The sequence below is a fragment of the Escherichia sp. MOD1-EC7011 genome (genome assembly GCF_002965005.1).
Lineage (GTDB): Bacteria > Pseudomonadota > Gammaproteobacteria > Enterobacterales > Enterobacteriaceae > Escherichia > Escherichia ruysiae.
The window spans coordinates 1-17168 of sequence record NZ_PTRD01000037.1 but is presented as its reverse complement, the minus strand read 5'-3'; the positions used below and the strand labels follow the sequence as shown (position 1 = coordinate 17168).

The 17168-nt window shown below is 52.3% G+C and carries 14 protein-coding genes and 2 pseudogenes; 4 read left to right on the top strand and 12 right to left on the bottom strand.

Features of this window, described 5'->3' with window-relative positions; translation table 11 throughout:
- Window positions 1–219 precede the first annotated feature (219 nt).
- On the top strand, window positions 220–960 hold the full coding sequence (dpaA, locus tag A7098_RS18360) for a peptidoglycan meso-diaminopimelic acid protein amidase (protein ID WP_001225687.1): 741 nt from the start codon (window positions 220–222) through the stop codon (window positions 958–960).
- On the opposite strand, the gene A7098_RS18355 is transcribed toward dpaA, so the two are convergent.
- Both A7098_RS18355 and lpcA read right to left on the bottom strand, forming a co-directional pair.
- Window positions 931–1698 (bottom strand): class II glutamine amidotransferase, encoded by a 768-nt coding sequence (locus tag A7098_RS18355; RefSeq protein ID WP_010346050.1) that lies wholly within the window; start codon window positions 1696–1698, stop codon window positions 931–933. The two genes, dpaA and A7098_RS18355, sit on opposite strands and share 30 nt — an antisense overlap.
- A gap of 118 nt (window positions 1699–1816) precedes the next feature.
- Window positions 1817–2395 carry a D-sedoheptulose 7-phosphate isomerase gene (lpcA, locus tag A7098_RS18350; protein ID WP_016159301.1) on the bottom strand — a complete coding sequence of 193 codons (579 nt, stop codon included), beginning with the start codon at window positions 2393–2395 and terminating at the stop codon, window positions 1817–1819.
- Window positions 2396–2634: 239 nt separating this feature from the next.
- On the opposite strand from lpcA, the gene fadE reads away from it, so the two are divergent.
- Window positions 2635–5079, top strand: coding sequence for an acyl-CoA dehydrogenase FadE (gene fadE, locus A7098_RS18345; RefSeq protein WP_105281235.1), 2445 nt, complete (start codon window positions 2635–2637; stop codon window positions 5077–5079).
- A gap of 42 nt (window positions 5080–5121) precedes the next feature.
- Here fadE and ivy read toward each other — a convergent pair whose 3' ends face one another.
- The gene (gene ivy, locus A7098_RS18340; RefSeq protein WP_016159303.1) at window positions 5122–5568 is read right to left on the bottom strand and encodes an Ivy family C-type lysozyme inhibitor; all 447 of its coding nucleotides are present in this window, start codon (window positions 5566–5568) and stop codon (window positions 5122–5124) included.
- Between the two features lie 180 nt (window positions 5569–5748).
- Here ivy and A7098_RS18335 point away from each other — a divergent pair, with 180 nt between their 5' ends.
- The gene (locus tag A7098_RS18335) at window positions 5749–6519 is read left to right on the top strand and encodes an amidohydrolase (protein WP_001118008.1); all 771 of its coding nucleotides are present in this window, start codon (window positions 5749–5751) and stop codon (window positions 6517–6519) included.
- A 64-nt stretch (window positions 6520–6583) separates the two neighbouring features.
- Here A7098_RS18335 and A7098_RS18330 read toward each other — a convergent pair.
- A pseudogene (locus A7098_RS18330) lies at window positions 6584–7013 on the bottom strand (ISAs1 family transposase); the annotation flags it as partial.
- A 212-nt stretch (window positions 7014–7225) separates the two neighbouring features.
- Here A7098_RS18330 and A7098_RS18325 point away from each other — a divergent pair.
- Window positions 7226–7554, top strand: a pseudogene (locus A7098_RS18325) (SymE family type I addiction module toxin).
- 59 nt (window positions 7555–7613) lie between these two features.
- On the opposite strand, the gene A7098_RS18320 reads toward A7098_RS18325, so the two are convergent.
- From A7098_RS18320 to A7098_RS18280, 8 genes are all read right to left on the bottom strand, one after another.
- The gene (locus A7098_RS18320; RefSeq protein ID WP_001132389.1) at window positions 7614–7934 is read right to left on the bottom strand and encodes a hypothetical protein; all 321 of its coding nucleotides are present in this window, start codon (window positions 7932–7934) and stop codon (window positions 7614–7616) included.
- 171 nt (window positions 7935–8105) lie between these two features.
- Complete coding sequence (locus tag A7098_RS18310; RefSeq protein ID WP_301005548.1) at window positions 8106–12110, bottom strand: RHS repeat-associated core domain-containing protein; 4005 nt, start codon at window positions 12108–12110, stop codon at window positions 8106–8108.
- Window positions 12111–12130: 20 nt separating this feature from the next.
- Entirely contained in the window at window positions 12131–12574 is a 444-nt protein-coding gene (locus A7098_RS18305) for a DcrB-related protein (RefSeq protein WP_105281234.1), read from the bottom strand.
- A 23-nt stretch (window positions 12575–12597) separates the two neighbouring features.
- Window positions 12598–14811 carry a type VI secretion system Vgr family protein gene (locus A7098_RS18300; protein WP_105281233.1) on the bottom strand — a complete coding sequence of 738 codons (2214 nt, stop codon included), beginning with the start codon at window positions 14809–14811 and terminating at the stop codon, window positions 12598–12600.
- Between the two features lie 24 nt (window positions 14812–14835).
- Window positions 14836–15207, bottom strand: a complete 372-nt coding sequence (locus A7098_RS18295; RefSeq protein WP_176251503.1) for a hypothetical protein — start codon at window positions 15205–15207, stop codon at window positions 14836–14838.
- Entirely contained in the window at window positions 15204–15938 is a 735-nt protein-coding gene (locus A7098_RS18290) for a hypothetical protein (protein WP_000528403.1), read from the bottom strand. Before A7098_RS18290 ends, A7098_RS18295 begins: the two co-directional genes overlap by 4 nt.
- Window positions 15939–16082: 144 nt before the next feature.
- Complete coding sequence (locus A7098_RS18285; protein WP_001250471.1) at window positions 16083–16886, bottom strand: TagF domain-containing protein; 804 nt, start codon at window positions 16884–16886, stop codon at window positions 16083–16085.
- Window positions 16886–17168 (bottom strand): type VI secretion IcmF C-terminal domain-containing protein (locus tag A7098_RS18280; RefSeq protein ID WP_301005547.1); only part of this gene is annotated, 283 nt, incomplete at its 5' end. The genes A7098_RS18285 and A7098_RS18280, both read right to left, overlap by 1 nt.

The window sequence follows — 17168 nt, the reverse complement described above, 5'->3', positions numbered from 1 at the left end:
GTTTTGACTATGAGGTGATGATATCACCTCTATTCAGGTGGCCAAATTCACTATGCCACTACAAATCGTCTCTTATGCTAAATTTGTAAACCCTGCACCGACAGGCTTGCGTAAAACTCTTTTGGTGCTAATGTGAGCCTTCCAAATCCAGACTATTCCGATTTGGGATCTATTTTGCCGCCCTGGCGTGTGTAACCGTTTTATCAAGGAATAAGCAGTATGCGTAAAATCGCATTAATTCTTGCGATGTTGTTGATCCCGTGCGTTTCGTTTGCCAGTTTGCTGGGCAGCGGTAGTTCCACCACGCCAGTGAGCAAAGAGTATAAGCAGCAGTTGATGGGATCTCCTGTCTACATCCAAATCTTCAAGGAAGAGCGCACGCTCGATCTCTACGTCAAAATGGGCGAGCAATATCAACTGCTCGACAGTTATAAAATCTGTAAATATTCCGGCGGGTTAGGACCCAAACAACGTCAGGGCGATTTCAAAAGTCCAGAAGGGTTTTATAGCGTCCAGCGTAATCAGTTAAAACCAGACAGCCGTTACTACAAAGCAATCAATATTGGTTTCCCTAACGCCTATGACCGCGCGCATGGTTACGAAGGGAAATACCTGATGATTCACGGCGATTGTGTTTCCATCGGCTGCTACGCGATGACCAATCAGGGTATTGATGAGATTTTCCAGTTCGTTACTGGTGCGCTGGTATTTGGTCAGCCGAGCGTGCAGGTGAGTATTTACCCGTTCCGCATGACCGACGCCAATATGAAGCGCCATAAGTATTCCAACTTTAAGGACTTCTGGGAGCAACTGAAGCCGGGCTACGACTACTTTGAACAGACTCGTAAGCCACCGACCGTTTCTGTGGTCAATGGCCGTTACGTGGTCAGCAAGCCGTTAAGCCACGAAGTTGTGCAACCACAACTGGCATCAAACTACACGCTCCCCGAGGCAAAATAAGCGCCATTCGCCTGGCATAATCTTTTGCCAGGTTTCATTGCCCGTCAGCGGCTGAGTCGCAATCACCGTGACCACATCATTCGGTGTGGTCTGCGAGCTGAAGTCGATTTCCACATCCTGATCCAGCAACGTCGCCACGCCAAACGGCGCGCGCCGGGTGATCCAGTGTAAATTAGTCGAGCAATACGCCATTACATAGCGCCCGTCTGAAAGCAGCATGTTGAAAACGCCCTTCTGCCGCAACTCATCCGCCAGTGAGGCGATATATTTAAACACCGCCGCCATGTTGCCCGGCGTGCGCGGGTAACGCTGCGTCAGTTTATACAACAACCAGCAGAAGGCTTTTTCGCTGTCGGTTTCACCTACCGGACGGAAGTTGCCGGTTTCCAGTGATTTATAGCCCGTCAGTTGCCCGTTGTGCGCATAAGTCCAGTTGCGTCCCCATAGCTCACGGGTAAACGGGTGAGTATTTTCCAGCGCCACCTCGCCCCGATTTGCCTGGCGAATATGAGCGATTACCGAGCAGGATTTTATCGGGTAGTCCTGAACCAGTTTAGCGATGGGGGAATTAAAGCTGGGTTGTGGATCTTTAAATGTGCGACAACCTTTGCCTTCGTAAAAGGTAATGCCCCAGCCATCTTTATGTGGCCCGGTTCCACCACCACGCTGCACCAGACCGGTGAAACTAAAGCAGATATCGGTAGGGACGTTGGCGCTCATCCCGAGCAATTCGCACATCGGTAACCTCCACAACAGCAGGGGAAATGCCCCGGCGAAGATTGATTAAAAAGTAAAAAGGTGAGTGCTGTTACCCTCACCCCGACCCTCTCCCTGAAAGGGAGAGGGGGAAGTGCTCTTACTTAACCATCTCTTTTTCAATTAACTGGATCAGGATATGGATAACTTTAATGTGGATCTCCTGAATGCGATCGGCATAGCCAAAGTGCGGAACGCGAATTTCGATATCCGCCGTGCCAGCCATTTTGCCGCCGTCTTTACCGGTCAGGGTGATCACTTTCATGCCCTTCTCACGCGCCGCCGCAATCGCCTTGATTACGTTTGCAGAGTTACCCGAGGTGGAGATCCCCAGCAGCACATCACCTTCGCGACCTACTGCTTCAACGTAACGGGAGAAAATGTCGTTAAACCCAAAATCATTCCCCACACAGGTGATGTGGCTGACATCAGAAATGGCAATCGCCGGATAACCCGGACGGTTTTCACGGTAGCGCCCCGTCAGTTCTTCTGCAAAGTGCATGGCGTCGCAATGGGAGCCGCCGTTGCCGCAGGAAAGCACTTTGCCACCGGCTTTAAAACTGTCTGCTAACAGGACCGCCGCGCGCTGAATGGCGTGAATATTGGCGTCATCTTTTAAAAAGTTAGCCAGCGTTTCCGCCGCTTCGTTCAGTTCGTTACGAATAAGATCCTGGTACATGAGGATATCCTTCAGCATAAATGAATTAGACAAAATGCAGTGTACCGGATACCGCCAGAAGCGAGAAGACCAGTGCGGCGGAATGACCAGGACTTTTTGACCTGAAGTGCGGATAAAAACAGCAACAATGTGAGCTTTGTTGTAATTATATTGTAAACACATTGCTAAATGTTTTTGCATCCACTACAACCATATCATCACAAGTGGTCAGACCTCCTACAAGTAAGGGGCTTTTCGTTATGATGATTTTGAGTATTCTCGCTACGGTTGTCCTGCTCGGCGCGTTGTTTTATCACCGCGTGAGCTTATTTATCAGCAGTTTGATTTTGCTCGCCTGGACAGCCACCCTCGGCGTCTCTGGTCTGTGGTCGGCGTGGATACTGGTGCCTCTGGCCATTATCCTCGTGCCATTTAACTTTGCGCCAATGCGTAAGTCGATGATTTCAGCGCCGGTATTTCGCGGTTTCCGTAAGGTGATGCCACCGATGTCGCGCACTGAGAAAGAAGCGATTGATGCGGGCACCACCTGGTGGGAGGGCGACTTGTTCCAGGGCAAGCCGGACTGGAAAAAGCTGCATAACTATCCGCAGCCGCGCCTGACCGCAGAAGAGCAAGCGTTTCTCGACGGCCCGGTAGAAGAAGCCTGCCGGATGGCGAATGATTTCCAGATTACCCATGAACTGGCAGATCTGCCGCCGGAGCTGTGGGCATATCTGAAAGAGCATCGTTTCTTCGCGATGATCATCAAAAAAGAGTACGGCGGGCTGGAGTTCTCGGCTTATGCCCAGTCTCGCGTGCTACAAAAACTCTCCGGCGTGAGCGGGATCCTGGCGATTACCGTCGGCGTGCCGAACTCATTAGGCCCGGGCGAGCTGCTGCAACATTACGGCACTGATGAGCAGAAAAAGCACTATCTGCCGCGTCTGGCACGTGGTCAGGAGATCCCTTGCTTTGCGCTAACCAGCCCGGAAGCGGGTTCCGATGCGGGCGCTATTCCGGACACCGGGATTGTCTGCATGGGTGAGTGGCAGGGCCAGCAGGTGCTGGGAATGCGTCTGACCTGGAACAAACGCTACATTACGCTGGCACCAATTGCGACCGTGCTTGGGCTGGCGTTTAAACTCTCCGACCCGGACAAACTGCTCGGCGGAGACGAAGATTTAGGCATTACCTGTGCGCTGATCCCGACCACCACGCCGGGCGTGGAAATTGGTCGTCGCCACTTCCCGCTGAACGTACCGTTCCAGAACGGACCGACGCGTGGCAAAGATGTCTTCGTACCGATCGATTACATTATCGGCGGCCCCAAAATGGCCGGACAAGGCTGGCGGATGCTGGTGGAGTGTCTCTCGGTAGGTCGTGGCATCACACTGCCTTCCAACTCAACCGGCGGCGTGAAGTCGGTGGCGCTGGCAACGGGCGCGTATGCTCACATTCGTCGTCAGTTCAAAATCTCTATCGGTAAGATGGAAGGGATTGAAGAGCCGCTGGCGCGTATTGCCGGTAATGCTTACGTAATGGATGCTGCGGCGTCGCTGATTACCTACGGCATTATGCTCGGTGAAAAACCGGCTGTGCTGTCGGCTATCGTTAAGTATCACTGTACCCACCGTGGGCAGCAGTCGATTATCGATGCGATGGATATTACTGGTGGTAAAGGCATTATGCTCGGTCAGAGCAACTTCCTGGCGCGTGCTTACCAGGGGGCTCCGATTGCCATCACCGTTGAAGGGGCGAATATTCTGACCCGTAGCATGATGATCTTCGGTCAGGGGGCGATTCGTTGTCATCCATATGTGCTGGAAGAGATGGAAGCGGCAAAAAACAATGACGTCAACGCGTTCGATAAACTGTTGTTCAAACATATCGGTCACGTCGGTAGTAACAAAGTTCGTAGCTTCTGGCTTGGTTTGACGCGCGGGTTAACCAGCAGTACGCCAACCGGCGATGCAACTAAACGTTATTATCAGCACCTGAACCGCCTGAGCGCCAACCTTGCCCTACTTTCTGATGTGTCGATGGCGGTGCTGGGTGGTAGCCTGAAACGCCGTGAGCGTATCTCGGCACGTCTGGGGGATATTTTAAGTCAGCTTTACCTCGCCTCCGCCGTTTTGAAACGTTATGACGACGAAGGCCGCAATGAAGCTGACCTGCCGCTGGTGCACTGGGGCGTTCAGGATGCGCTGTATCAGGCTGAACAGGCGATGGATGATTTGCTACAAAACTTCCCGAACCGCGTGGTTGCCGGACTGCTGAATGTGGTGATCTTCCCAACCGGTCGTCACTATCTGGCGCCGTCTGACAAGCTGGATCATAAGGTGGCGAAGATTTTACAAGTGCCAAACGCCACCCGTTCTCGCATTGGTCGCGGTCAGTACCTGACGCCGAGTGAGCATAATCCGGTTGGCTTGCTGGAAGAGGCGCTGGTAGATGTGATTGCCGCCGATCCAATTCATCAGCGGATCTGTAAAGAGCTGGGTAAAAATCTGCCATTTACCCGTCTGGATGAACTGGCACACAACGCGCTGGCGAAAGGGCTAATTGATAAAGATGAAGCCGCCATTCTGGTGAAAGCGGAAGAGAGCCGTCTGCGTAGTATTAACGTTGATGACTTTGAACCGGAAGAGCTGGCGACGAAGCCGGTAAAGTTGCCGGAGAAAGTGCGGAAAGTTGAAGCCGCGTAATTGAATAACGGAGCCGAAAGGCTCCGTTTCTTTATCAGCTAATTATTTGAAATTAAATCCATCCGGATGGTTTTCCAGGCTGCCAGTCAACGCCGCGAACAGCACCGTTTTACCATCAATCGAGAGCGCATCGTTCACATTCAGCCAGGTGAGCTTCTCTTGCGAAGTTTTCTCATCAATGGTTGAGAACAGACCCGTCATCTGATTAGATTTCTCGGACCACATCACCGCAATACGTTGCGAGCCGCAATCATGCGGTTTGCACGCACTCATCACCTGATAAGTCTCATCGCCCAACGTTACGGTTTGTGCGGGGGTATAAGTACCGCCTTTCATCACCCAGACTGGTAGCTTATGCCCTTGCACCATCTGATTAAACGCAGCTTTGGTGGCTTCGCCCTTTGCCAGGCTGCTAATTGTTAAATCATCCTGCGCCATTGCACTGGTGGCGATGACCAAAGCGGCGACTGTCGTTATTGCCTTAAACATCATTCCTCCCGAGCTTATCCTGCCCATGTTATTAACACCCTAAAGCCTGGCGATAACACGATATTTTGCAAATCAGATATTTCCAATATCTGCATTTGTTATCAATTTATTCCGCAGTAAGGTAATAGCCTGATAACGTGTTAAAGTTATAAAACCCCTCGAATAAAGGAGTTGTACACCGTGCCTGGTTTGAAGATTACGCTTTTGCAGCAACCGTTGGTGTGGATGGATGGTCCTGCCAACCTGCGCCATTTTGATCGTCAACTGGAAGGTATTACCGGGCGCGATGCGATCGTTCTACCAGAGATGTTCACCAGCGGCTTTGCCATGGAAGCGGCGGTTTCATCGCTATCGCAAGAGAACGTGGTGGACTGGATGAGCGCCAAAGCGCAACAGTGCAATGCGTTGATTGCGGGCAGTGTTGCATTACAAACGGACTCAGGTTCGGTTAATCGCTTTTTGCTGGTTGAGCCGGGCGGCACGGTACATTTTTATGACAAGCGTCATCTGTTCCGCATGGCGGATGAGCATCTGCATTATAAAGCGGGCAATGAGCGAGTGATTGTGGAATGGCGCGGCTGGCGTATTTTGCCGCTGGTGTGCTACGACCTACGTTTTCCGGTGTGGTCGCGCAATTTCAACGATTATGACCTGGCAATCTACGTCGCCAACTGGCCTGCCCCGCGCTCTCTGCACTGGCAGGCTTTGCTGACGGCTCGCGCTATTGAAAATCAGGCGTATGTGGCGGGATGTAATCGCGTGGGTAGCGATGGCAATGGCTGCCACTATCGCGGCGACAGTCGGGTGATTAATCCGCAAGGCGAAACTCTCGCTAGCGCCGAACCACACCAGGCCACACGCATTGATGCAGAACTTTCGATGGTGGCATTACGAGAATATCGTGAAAAATTCCCGGCATGGCAGGACGCGGATGGGTTCAGGTTGCTGTGAGTGGGCGTTGTTTCTAGGGAAGGGGCTGGGTAGACGACCTCCGCAAGGACTGACGCGCGGCCACTGTAATCTCATTGGATTTCTCATCTGTCTTAATCTGCCCAAGGCTCAGACTGTGCATAGTTGAGAACGCACTAATGACATGAATCGCTCCCTTGCGGCGACTCTTATCATAAGAGTGCCGGATCGTTTTTCCATCAATTGCGATAATGTCTTTATCATTTGAGGAATGGCAGTCACGCATCCAGTTAAAATTTTGCAGGACTGATACAGGATACAACGCTAGCAATGGAATCGTGAACGGGGATGCCATTTTTAAAATGACCATATTGCTTCAAAAAATCGAGATGTGTTTTTCCAAAATCCTCTATATCTTCCTATCCTTCAGCCCCGAAAATGACGGCACAAATAGTCAACAGTAGAATATCTGACAAATTATGTTCCACTTTCCAGGCTTGTCTGTAATCAGGGATAATAGAAATATGCTCCATCATTTTTTAAGTACCATTTTGTTCTCCTTATTTATGTAAGGAGTATTTGATTATATATAAGCTGTGAAAAACAGTTTTGAGTAATAAGGAATTACTCAATTATTGAATATATAGTGCGAATTATTTAGTGCAAAAAACAACGTTATGTGATCTTTCCCTGGGGCTGCCCCCCTTAATCACCGCTCACCACAAGCAACTAATCAAGGTAGTTAATCATGGCTGAACACGATATTACGCCAGAAGTCACCATTTCCAAAACACAGCGCCATTACCAGGTGGGCTATGTCAGCGCCCGGCATGAGAACCGTAAAATCGGCATGACCACGTATTACTCACGGCCCCCCAGGCTGCACCTTAAAGGCGACTGCTGGCTGAGGCGGGATTTGATACCGGGCGAGGTGTGACGGTGAAGATTTCGGAGGGGCGCCTGACCATCATCGCTGACAGTGACGAGGTGCAGGAGCTACGGGAGGAACTTTATCAGGTTAAACAGGTGGTTAAGGGAATGAAGGCCGGGATATCTGGCGTATTACGCGAGGTATAAAAATAAAAGCTGGGAATATCACGGAGATATTTCCCGGCTTTTTATTTAATAAGAAAAGATCATCGTTCTTCTATATGATAAGTATCCTTATCAGTCCAGTATATAATCTTGTATTTATCAAAATTAATATTCTGTTCTTTATAATACTCCATTACTTCTGATGGATACCAACCATGTCCATATAAAAAAAGAGCACCTTCACTGATTAGCAATCTTATTATTCTTTGTTTATCTTGATCATCGCTTACAGGTAAAATCATAAATTCATCTATTAATGAAAAACCTATCACCTGCATTTTGCTAATCAAACGCTGACCAAAAACTCTTATTTTTACAATGTTCCCAGCGATATCAATAACAATAATGGAATCATTTGGCATATTATTCAATTTACATTCACCCGTATAGTTACTGGAGTTGATGTTGGTATAGAGTTTATCACCATTTCTGGTGCGCCGCCTGGCAAGTGTTGGCCAAGGCCTAAGAAATAATCATTGCCGCTTAATGGACTTCGTGGCTGCATATTAGAAATTCCATCAACTTTTCTGATATTAAATCCATCGCTTAATGATGCCCGGATATAATCCCATATCCTTTTCAATTGTTGAAGCAAGAGATTTAGATATAGTTATTTCTCCATTTTCAATACCATTGAAATATTTCAATGCACCTTCTTTGTCTGTAACAAATGTACCATCACGACCAATTGCAGGATATTGGTCCCAACTTTTTGGACTTATATTATATCCCACATCATCTTGTAACATTTGCGCTTGTCGCGCTCTTGCGCCTTCAACCTTACATAATCCAAGCGGATCAATATATTTGAGAGGGTTTGGTACATACGTGTAACTGTTTAACCCGCCTCTCAGCCCTATCGGATCCTGGCTGATAAACCTCCCGCACTCCGGCGCATAATACCTGAACAGATTATAGTGCAGCCCAGTCTCTTCATCATAATACTGCCCCGGCAGCCGCAGCGGCTGCTCAAAGTACGCCCCGCTGTTGCTGATGTCGCCCCGGTTTTCTCCAAATCCTGCCTGGTAGCCCGCCCACACCAGCGTCCCGTCCGACGCCGTCACCTCCTGTACCGTGCCCGTCAGGTCCGTGTGGTAATACCAGATTTTCCGGCTTTCTCCGCGCCCCGTGATGGCCGCCACCGGCGTGTATGGCTGTTCCGCGTCGTACAGGTACGTCCGCTTTCCCTGCCACGTTGTCTCCTGCAACAGCCGGAATCCTTCCCACACAAACGTCGTCCGCCGCTGTTCCCTCTGGTCCGTATGGCGGCCATATGTCGCCTTGCTGATGCGCCTGCCCAGCGCATCGTACTGATACCGCATCTCGCTGTTGCTGCTGATAACCCGCGTTAACTGGCCCTGCGCGTTCCACGCCAGTTGCTGCTCACGCCGCTCTGTCAGTTCACCCCATTCGTTATAGCGGTAGCTGTCACGCCCGTAGCCCGGCAGGCGGTTGTCCATTACCGCACTCTGATACTCATCCTTCAGCAGGTTTCCGGCTTTATCGTAATAATAATGGTCATGGTCGTACATCTGACCCGTGCGCCCGGTCAGCCAGCCGCTCCGGTCATAGCTGAACACCAGGCAGCCGCGCAGTTTGTCATTGATGCCGCCGACTTCACCGTCTGCGTTCCAGATGTAATCCCGCGCCGTCACGCTGTCGCCGTGGGACGGGAGTGTGTCAGCCTGCGGCGGGTTCCGGCTGCCGGTTATCAGGCTGCGCTGCCAGCTTAACCGGTTGTCGGCGTTGTACCCGCTGAACGTCGCCAGCGCCCCCTGGGTGCGCATCACCTGCCGGTGCAGGCTGTCACGTTCATATTCGCTGACCGTGATACCGTCCAGCGCCGTCTGGAGCAGATGCCCGCTGCCGTAGTAAAGATGGCTGAGGTGCTGACCGTCCGGTAAGGTGATGTCCGTGGGATTACCCAGCGCGTCACGCCGGTACGTTATGCTGCCATGCACGCTGCGCTCTGCCGTCAGCCACCCGCTGCGGTCATACGCAAAGCGTACCGTGTCCGGCTGCATGTGATGCAGCCGTTCCCCTTCTTCCGTGGGGGTGAGCGTCACTTCCGTTATCTGGTCAAGGCGGTTATAGCTGAAGGTCCGTGTACTGTGCTGCGTCTCACTGCGCAACAGGCGGCCCAGCGCGTCACGCTCCTGCCGCTCATCACGCACCCCGCCCTCTGTGCCCTGCGTCTGGATGAGCGCCAGATGGCCGCCCGCATTCAGCACAAACATCCGTATCAGGCCATCCGGGCGCTGTTCTCCCGTCAGCCGTCCGTCCGCATCGTGGCTGAACCGGTACTGCGCCCCGTTGCCGTTGCTCAGGCTGGCGACCAGACCTTCCGGTGTGTACTGCCAGCGCGTCTCCCGTTTCTCTTCATCCGTGTGAACTGCCGGCAGGCCGCGCGGCGTATACTGCCAGGACTGTACGCTGCCCATGATGCGACGGTGGCTGCTCAGTAATCCCAGCGCATTCCACGTGTAACGGTCCTGCTGTTTACCGGGGTGGCTGACCGTCTCCGGCAGCCCCAGACGGTTATAGCTGATGCGTACCGTTTTCCCTTCTGCGTCCGTCACCGCTGTCAGGTTGCCGTCTTCATCGTATTCATAATCCGTGGTGCGCCCTGAACAGTCGGTGTAACGCGTCAGTTGACCGCGCGCATCGAGCACCAGCGCAACCTCGCCGCCCCGCGCATCCGTGCGGCTGACCGCCAGCCCCTGTTCATCATACCCGTACCGCGTGACGCGCCCTTCCGGGTCTGTCTCCCGTATCACCTGGCCGTGTTCGTTGTAACCCGCCTTCCATACGTGGTCGTCATCCAGTGCCCGGCGCGTGATTTCAGCAAAACTGCCGTTCCACTGCGTCTGTGTCATCCGCCCTGCCGCGTCCGTCTCTTTCACCACCCGGCTCAGGGTGTCGTATTCCAGCGTTACCCTGCGTTCGCCGGGGAGTTCCACCGCCACCGGGAAATGGTTTTCGTTGTAGGTGAAGCGGTACATCCCGCCGCCCGGCGTCCGATGCGCGGTCACATACGTCTGTTCATCAAACCACCACTGCCACTTCTGCTCTGACCTGCCGGTTACCACCGTCTGCCCGCCAGCAAAATCATAGTGGAACCTGTAATCCTCGCCGTCGCTGGTCGAGTGCTCCACCACACGGGGAAAACCCTCAACTTCTTCCCAGCGGTAGGTACAGGTGAAGCCCGTCGCGTTGCGGTGCTCTGTCATCAGGCCATTTTGATAGGCAAACTGGCGCACCGTCACACCGGCCCGGTTCACCACACCGGTCAGTTGCCCGTTATCATCGTAACGATATTCCACCAGGTTACCGGGACGCCCGCCCTTCACCAGCTCAATATGCGAAAGTCGTTCTCCTGCCGGCGTCAACGTGCGGTGCAACAGCAAATGGTGCCCGCTGCTGGAAGCCACCCGCACCAGCCTGCCGTTCTCACGCCCGAAAGCAATTCGCTGCCGGTGCGGCGTCTCCATAAAAAGTAACGGCGCGACGCCGTAGTCATCAAATTCATCAAACACGTAATAGCTGCGGTCGGTGTAATGCAGCACATAGCGCCCGTCATGCAGGCGGCTAAGGTAAAACTGCTCTTCGGGGTCGAATATCTGATGGCCCGGCGTCAGCATTTCTTTCGGATAACTCAGCTCCCGGCCCTGTACTCCGATGAAGGTGATATATGCCTCATCTTCGCGCAGGTTTATCTCCCAGTTCAGCCGCCATCCTCTACCCAGAACTCCCTCTGTTTCCAGGTGGCTGGCATAAAAGCGTGAGCAGGTGACAGGCAGACGGCCCGGCAGGGTGAAATCTGTCTCCGGCAACAGGATTTTTTGCCCGGTCGTGACATCCACCGGGTTGCTGAACAACCCCATAGCGACCTCGGAAACGGCCATCCCGGTAATTTCGCCACCAATAAATTTGGCCGCGCATTTTGTGCCAAATTTCGAGCCCAGCTTTGCCGCCTGACGCCAGGCGCCAGCCAGCCCGCCAAGCATTCCGGCGACCACAAACAGTACATCCACCACCTGACGCAACCAGTCAGGGATTTCCGGGCTGATTTCCAGCACCGTCTGCGTACCGCCGCCGAGGAAGACATTGGGAGAGCCGTCCTCAATCACTGCATCACATTCAGTGTGATCCTCCTTACGGGCGGCGGGCTGGCTGTTGATGTAGATGTTGCCGGATCCCTGAGCAATGCGGATTTCCGGGGAATGGTCTTCGCATATCACCGTACTCAGTACGGCCCGAGCAGCAGGTCGGCTATTGGTGCTGACATTGGGAGAGCCGGTCAGAATTTTTCCCGCAGTGGAATGTATCGAGCGCCCGATGGCTTCTCCCAGTTGTAGCACCCCGGACGCTATCTGGTCAGCCAGAAAACTCAGCACCAGCCCGGCTAAAAAGCCACAGGTAAAAAAAGCAAAGGCGGCAACGGCAATAATGGCAATGCCAATGATCGCCCCAATTAAAAACCCGGCAAGGGCGCTGGTGTGGTAGATGGGGTCATCCACCCGTGCGGCTTCATACATGACAAAACCTCCATGTTATTTTAACTTTTAGCGGGCTGAAAACTGGTCAACCAGGCAGTCCATAGCTGGTCAGTATGCTCATCAAAAGGACGTTGACTGGTCAGGGTTAACACCAGAACCTTTCCTGGCCCGGTGATAAACCCGGCCTGACGCTGATACACTTCTGTTTTTCCAGAACGGTGAGTTGCGAGAATTTGTTCACCTGCCATGGCAGCTTCGCCAGTTCCCGCCACTGCCGTTCCCCGCGAAAGTACCCGGTGCTGACCCAGGTTTTTTTTCATCAAGGCTATCTGGCGGTCAATGTAGGTGGTCAGGTTTTCCTCGGGCCTGAGCGTGTCGCGGGAAATATTCAGACTGGGAGTTGCCCTCTCATTGCCCGACGGGACGAAGATATTGACGGTGCGATCAAGAAAAGTTTCAGGCAGGGCAAAGCTGCCCTCCTGAATACGGTAAAGGCTGGTCATAGATAAAATCCTTTTATTATTTTTTATTCAGAAGCATCCGGAGTGGGTACTGGGGCAATATCATTCGCAGTAATGGCTTTTCCGCCATCCGGATTCATATCAATACCACTGCCAATGAGTTGCATCACATCGCTGGTGTGCAGTAAAAGTTGTTTTCCGCAAAACTCAATCGAGCCATCCTTGTGTAATACAAGCGCTGCATTGCCGCAGCGAAGGGTAAATTGCTCGCCAACGTCCAGACGATATGTCGTCCCGACATTGATGGTTTGAGCTAGTTTGACGGAAAGCCCATCATTGTTTGTGATGGTGGCATTACGGTCTTCTCCCACGCTGATGGTTTCATTTTTGACAATGGTTTTTGTGCGATCGACCATGACCGTGTGGGTTTCATTGTTTTTTACTGTGGTATTGAGGTCTTTTTCCGCATGGAACTTCACCTCTTCCGCCCCCGTTTTGTCATCAAAGCGCAGCATGTTTCCGTTGGTCGGCCCCCCCTGTAACGAATGGCTGAATATCCCGCTCTGCGACGCCATGCCAGGCAATCCCCACGGCGGCATCGTGTCCTGGTTATAGGTACGCCCCACGATGATGGGTAAATCCGGGTCACCATTTTTGAAATCCACCAGCACTTCCTGGCCAATACGCGGGATCTGGATCATGCCGAATCCTTTTCCCGCCCACGGATAGCTAACACGGCCCCAGCAGGAGCTGTTTTCGTCATTGTTACCATAACGATCCCAGCCAAACTGCACCTTCACCCGGCCATATTTATCCGTCCAGATCTCCTGCCCCGCCGGACCGGTGACGATGGCGCTCTGCGGGCCTTTGGTATGGGGTTTGCTCAGGGTTCGCTGTGGGCGGTAGACTTCACTGGTGGGGTGCAGTTCGAACGTGGTGACATAGGTAAAATGCTGGTCCTGGCCGCTGTACTGCGCATTGTCCCGTAAAAACAGTGTGGTCTGCACCAGCAGATATTCCTGGTTGACCTCCGCCGTCGGATGATTCATCAACGTAAAGGTGTAACCAGTCATGAGGGTGCGGATATTCCCCGCCCCTCCAACCCGGCTGCCAGGGCTGCGCTGCGCTTCCATACGAATGCGCGTCAGCATCTCGCCTTCCCCCATAGTGAAGTAATCACCAGGCCATTCGTAATGCTCATATTCAGCATGACCGGTATCACGCGGATTAGCCACGGTACTTTTCAGCAGTGAACGCGGCTTCATAAAATTAAAATCGTCCAGCACCCACTTTCCAGTACGCAGCCTCTCACTGGCTGTAATGGTGTGGATAAATTCCTTATCGAGCTTCAGTCCTTCCTGGTGCCACTCTACCAGCGGCGAGTCCGGGCACGTTTTATGATCATTGATGGCATCAGCCAGTACCAGCGTGTGGCTGTTCTCGCTGTGCTCAAACCACCAGTAGATACCCCATTCCTGCATCAGGCGCTGGATGAAATCAAAATCGGTTTCACCATACTGCACCTGCCAGGCGCGGGGGGGATAATTTTCCACCAGCCGTTTTTCCACCGGAAAAGAATATTCAGCCAGGACTTCATCCAGAATCTCCACCACGGTTTTGTTCTGGAAAGCTTTGTAGTCGCTGGTGTGGGTCAGCAGCTTCAGCCACGGTTCAATGCGCAATTCATACGTGACCGAGCGCCCCTCGTGACCGACTACCCTCGCAGCCGTCACCAGCCCGCTGATATGCCGTTTGCCGCCGCCATCCAGTTCAATATTGACGCACAGGTCTTTGCCCACCATCGGTTTGAGCGGCAGATTGGCAGCAGGGGAGACATATCCGAGGTTCAGGGTGTCAGGCGTTTTAAGCTGTACTGTATAGGAAAACAGATTCCCAAGCCCTTCCGAACCATTCATACCTGCAAACAGCAGAATCTGCGCCGGCACCGCACTACCACTTACTGTGACGTTATGCGCCCCCGGATCAGCGGCAGCAAGCGATGCCGCCGCATCCTGAGCTGCACCAGCCATATCCGAGATCCCTGACGCGGCGGCGGCGGCCTGCGCAGCAGCTACTGCAGCTTTAACCAGTCCTGACGGTTCTGGAAGCGCACCAAATAGATCTGCAACTGCCTGTTCTGCCATCTGTTCGGCTGCATCAGCTACATCGGTTGCGGCTGAACTTGCGCTTATAGCACTACTTCCTCCGGCTATCGGTGGCGTGGAGATAGCTGGCCCACCGTTACTGCCAGATTTATTACCCGCAGATACAAAACTCATGATATTTATTCCTTTAATATCGGATTAGAATTTAGCGCCCGGCGACCAGAAAAAATAAGAAATAACCCGCCACTGTCCATCTTTATAATGAAAAAAACATGTAAGATTTAAATCCTGCCGCAAATGCCAAAACATTTCTTTGATGGGGATATTTTTGAATTCAGGATTTGTTGAGCGATAGGCATTTTCAATTTCGATATAATACTCGCCGACAAGTTTATAACGAGGCTTTATAAATTCATGCTCTGGCTTACCATAGTTATTTAATAAAACATTCTCTTCAACTCCATTATACACACCACTCGCATTCAGATAAGCATGTTCAGGGATATCAGACATGCTATTTTTCGCCCCACCCACTATCAAAAAAATAATCACAGCGTATATTAGCTTCATTTTTTTACGCTTTTCACAAAAAATTCAGAACCCGGAACCATTCTATTTAACCGCTCAATGACATTTTCCATATAACGAGAGCGCAGTTCCATACCAATATTCATTAACGCACTGGCGTCGCCGGAGAATGGTGTAGTTGCTTTATCTGCATCGTCACTATAGTATTCATCAGTAAGATATCCAATAATATGCCCAAGCTCGTGAGACAGCCCTATTTGCTCATGGCAAACTTTTGATGAGCCAAGACATTTAGCTGCTGCAACTATATCTTTAGAGTCAAATTCAACGTATCGACTATTCCAGACAATGTTACTCTGACGAAAGCTATTTGGATCATCATTATCAATTTTAAACACCACTACATCCCAATACCCATGACGATCAGTCTGAATTATTTCTATTGTGAAGGGTAAGTCCTTACCATTAAACTTACTAACAAACTCAGACTTCCCAGAAACGGATAAAAAAACCTTATTATTCCATGTTTGATTAATGACAAAAATAACCTTCCCATGAAAGGCATTTTTCTCCATATCTGTCCAATCAGTTTTTGCATCCCATCTTTTTATCCAATTATATTTCCATCTCAGCAATAATGAGATTGCACCATTTTCACGGTCAATTCTTAAATCGCCCCAGGCATCATTGTCCCTGATATATCGTTTATCCAGCATTAAGTCGTCATAAGCATCATATGCCTGCTGAATAGCCTCATCATGAGAGTTACCCATGTTCACCTCCGTATATTGCTATATATCCAATAAACCTGAAGATGCTTGCTTATCCACCAACGCAGACGGGACCAGGGATAGTCTGAAGATAGCAATCAACTTGAATTTCATGGGTATATTTGTTTCCCATCTACACGTTTATCGTCATATTTTTGTATAGCTATTCTCAGCATTCGTGGCACATGATTTTTTCTCCAGCCGCAGCGCATCCACATACCGCCCCTCGCTGTTCTGCTGCCAGAACCAGCCCTGCCCTTGTTGTGCCTGCGTCAGCATTTTGTCCGGCCAGCCCGGCCACGGCAGGTGCCGCACGCCGGGCAGTTCCACTACCGGTGCGTCCGGCAGGCCGGTGAGTTCCCGGCTGCGCTGCGGTACACGCCGCAAACCACGCAACCACTGCGCCCAGCGCGGCCCCGGTCGCCACATCGCCCACAGCTGGTCTGCCTGCTCCGCCAGCCGCCCGCAGCGTTCTGTCTGTGGTGAGACATGTACTGCCGCCAGTCTTGCCAGCCAGTACAGCCAGCCCTGCGTTTCATCCAGACTCTCTTCCAGCCATTCCCGTCCGGCACGCTGGTAAATCACCAGCGGCCACGGCCTGCCCGTGCTGTCTCGCGAGGCGGTCAGTACCCCTGTCAGCCATTCATCACGCCCGCCAATGGGTAAAAACCCCGGCGACAGGACGAAGCTCCACGGCAGCGGATGGTGCTCCGGCAGCACCGACTTTTCACGCGGTGATAAGTGCATCCAACCGTCATTCTCTCCCGTCGTCACGGCATCCGTTCCTTCCGGCAGTACAATATGCCGCCCCTGCCCAAGCCACGTCTGCTGGTTCAGCCACGCCTGCCACACCTGTCCTTCGTTCGCGCTCACCCGCCAGCGCACATAATCACGCTGGTCCGGCAACCTACCGAACATCGACGGGGTCGATACTGCCGTAGCACGGCGCATTAGAGCGCCCTCTCCGGGCAGGCGAAACGTTGCAGTAGTCCCCGGTTCACCGGGTCAAAGTCTCTCCCGGCGGTGATTTCCAGCACTACCCGTCGCCCATCAAAACTGTACTCCACCTGCTGCGTTCCCCGTACCGCTGTATCCTGCGCGTTACCCGCGTCCAGCAGGTGAAACAGCGCCCACGGCCCGTTCGTCAGCAGCGTCGAGGTGTCCTGGCGGATGCGCGGGCTGGCGGGGATTTCCCCCATTGAGCCCTTTCGCGGCCCCGGCCAGTTCCCTTTT